Here is a 3,222-nt window from a genome sequence, read left to right on the forward strand (position 1 = left end):
TTCCAGGACATCATGCAGATCAAGCAGAACGCCAACCGGGCGGCCGGACTGGTGCGGCAATTGCTCGCCTTCTCGCGCCGGCAGACGCTGAGGCCGCAGACGCTGCAACTCAACGACGTGCTGTCGGAATTGCAGATGCTGCTGCGCCGGCTGGTCGGCGAGCCGATCGCGCTCGACGTCGTCCACAGCCGCGATTTGTGGCTCGTCAAGGCGGACATCAACCAGTTCGAGCAGGTCATCGTCAATCTCGTCGTCAACGCCCGCGACGCGATGCCCGAAGGCGGCAGGATCACGCTGCGCACCCGCAACGTGCCCGCCGCCGAATGCGGCGGCTTCAAGGACGTGACCGTCGCGCCCGCCGATTACGTGCTGGTCGAGGTCCAGGACACCGGCCACGGCATTCCGCCCGGGGTGATGGGCAAGATCTTCGAGCCGTTCTTCACCACCAAGGAGGTCGGCAAGGGCACGGGCCTCGGCCTCAGCCAGGCCTTCGGTTTCGCCAAGCAGTCCGGCGGCGACATCGCGGTCATGAGCGCGCTCGGCCACGGCGCCACCTTCACGATCTACCTGCCACAGTCCGCAGCGCCTGCGGACGCAACCGAGATCACCGCGCTCGGCAGTGAACCGGCGACCACGGGGCGCGGCTACAGCGTCCTTGTCGTCGAAGACAATGACGACGTCGGCCAGTTCTCCACCGAGCTGTTGGAAGATCTGGGCTATGCCGTCAGGCGGGTCGCCAACGCCAAGGCGGCGCTCTCGATCCTGGCACAGGATGAATTCGCGGTCGATCTCGTGTTCTCCGACGTCATCATGCCCGGCATGAACGGCGTCGAACTCGCCGGCGTCATTGGCGAACGCTATCCCGGCCTGCCTGTGGTCCTGACCAGCGGCTACAGCCATGTGCTGGCCGAGAACGCCCACCGCGGTTTCGAGCTGATCCAGAAGCCCTATTCGGTGGAAGCGCTGTCACGGATCCTGCGAAAGGCGATCTCCAAGAAGACGGTCGACTTCCGGTCTTGAACCTACAGCGGGAACCAGGCCGGCCGGCGGCCGTTTTCGTTGGGAGACCAAGACACGTTGCAAATCGAGATGCCATGCCCGCGGATCCACAGCGCGATCAGGCGAAACGGGCTGGCCGCGCGCTCGATGCCGCCAATTTCTTCCTCGCCGATGTGCGCCAGGGGCTCGGGCCCTATCTTGCGATCTATCTCCTGACCGAGCAGAAGTGGGACGAGGCCCGCATCGGCATCGTCATGTCGGTGGCGACCATCGCGGGCATTCTGGCGCAGACGCCGGCCGGCGCGCTGGTCGATGCTGTCAGGGCGAAACGACTGGCGATGGCGGGCGCGGCACTGATCGTCACTGTCACCTCGCTGCTGTTGCCGCTATTGCCGAGCTTCTGGCCGGTCGCAATCTCGCAAGGCATCGCCAATGCGGCGGAAGTCGTCTTCCCGCCGGCGCTTGCGGCGGTGTCGCTCGGCGTCGTCGGCCACAGCGCCTTCACCGCACGGATCGGCCGCAACGAGACCTTCAATCACGCCGGCAACGCGGTGGCCGCGGCGGTCGCGGGCGTCGCGGCTTACGGCTTCGGCCCGCAGGTCGTGTTCTATCTGCTGGGGATGATGTCGGTTGCAAGCCTCGTCAGCCTGCTCGCCATCCCCGAGCGCGTCATCGACCACGATCTGGCGCGCGGGCTGGACGGCGACGGTGGCGACGCCGACGCAAGGCGGGAGAGCGAGCAACCATCGGGCTTCACGATCCTGCTGACCTGCCGCCCGCTCCTGGTGTTCGCAGTGTGCGTACTGTTATTTCATCTCGCGAATGCGGCCATGCTGCCGCTGGTCGGACAGAAGCTCGCCCTGCAGGACAGGAATCTCGGCACCAGCCTGATGTCCGCCTGCATCACCGCCGCCCAGATCGTCATGGTGCCGGTCGCCATGCTGGTCGGTGCGCGGGCCGACCGCTGGGGACATAAGCGCTTCTTCCTCGCAGCGCTGCTCATCCTGCCCGTTCGCGGCGCGCTCTATACCGTCTCGGACGCCAAGGCGTGGCTGGTCGGCGTCCAGCTCATGGACGGGATCGGCGCCGGCATCTTTGGCGCGATCCTGCCGGTCATCGTCGCCGATCTCATGCGCAACACCGGGCGTTTCAACGTCGCCCAAGGCGCCGTCATCACGGCGCAAAACATCGGCGCGGCGCTGTCGACCACGCTCGCCGGGCTAGTGGTCGTCAACTTCGGCTACAGCGCCGCGTTTCTGGCGCTCGGCGCCGTCGCAGCGATCGGCGCGGCCGTGTGCTGGCTTGCCCTGCCGGAGACGCGAGGCCCTGCCGCAGCCGATCCGGGCCGATCACGGCAGACGGCGCCGCCGGCTTCGGGTATCGCTGCGGAATGATCGCCGGCTGCACCTGGGGAGACCTGTGACGACGCCACCGCCCGAAGCCATCCTGGCCTGGACCATCATCGCTCTCGCAACCGCCGGCGTCATCATCCGCTCCTTCCGGCTGCCGGAGGCGGTCTGGGCCGTGGCGGGCGCCGTGGCGCTGGTCGCGCTCGGGCTGTTGCCCTGGAGCGATGCGCTGGGCGGCCTGCGCAAGGGCCTCGACGTCTACCTGTTCCTGATCGGCATGATGGTGATCGCCGAGCTCGCGCGCTGCGAAGGCCTGTTCGACTATCTCGCGGCCCTTGCGGTCGACCATGCGCGGGGATCGCCGCAGCGGCTGTTCCTCTTGGTCTATGCCGTCGGCATCCTCGTCACGGTGTTGCTCTCCAACGACGCGACCGCGATCGTGCTGACGCCCGCGGTCTATGCCGCCACCCGTGCCGCCGGCGCGACGCCGCTGCCCTATCTCCTGATCTGCGCGTTCATCGCCAATGCGGCGAGTTTCGTGCTGCCGATCTCCAATCCCGCCAATCTCGTGGTGTTCGGCGCGCGCATGCCGCATCTTGCCGAGTGGCTGCGGCAGTTCGCATTGGCCTCGATCGTCTCGATTGTCGTGACCTACGTCGTGCTTCGGCTGACGCAGCGCCGCGCGCTTAGGGCCGAAACCATCGAACGCGGCGTCGAGAGGCCGCGGCTCGGCCGTGGCGGCAAGCTCACTGCCTGCGGCATCGGCGCCATGGCCGTCGTGCTGCTCGCAGCCTCGGCGCTTGACCTTCAGCTGGGCTTGCCGACCTTCATCTGCGGCCTGGTCACGGCGGCCGCCGTCCTGCTCCTGAGCGGG

At 67.4% G+C, this 3,222-nt stretch carries 3 protein-coding genes; all 3 read left to right on the top strand.

Annotated elements, in window-relative coordinates; translation table 11 throughout:
- Positions 1 to 1,020: ATP-binding protein (locus WCB02_RS20960; protein WP_423961033.1), on the top strand; the 1,020-nt coding region annotated here is incomplete at its 5' end.
- A 74-nt stretch (positions 1,021 to 1,094) separates the two neighbouring features.
- The gene (locus WCB02_RS20965) at positions 1,095 to 2,393 is read left to right on the top strand and encodes an MFS transporter (RefSeq protein ID WP_423961035.1); all 1,299 of its coding nucleotides are present in this window, start codon (positions 1,095 to 1,097) and stop codon (positions 2,391 to 2,393) included.
- Positions 2,394 to 2,418: 25 nt separating this feature from the next.
- Positions 2,419 to 3,222 (top strand): SLC13 family permease (locus tag WCB02_RS20970; protein WP_423961037.1); only part of this gene is annotated, 804 nt, incomplete at its 3' end.

The sequence above is a fragment of the Bradyrhizobium sp. genome, assembly GCF_049581145.1.
Taxonomy (GTDB): domain Bacteria; phylum Pseudomonadota; class Alphaproteobacteria; order Rhizobiales; family Xanthobacteraceae; genus Bradyrhizobium.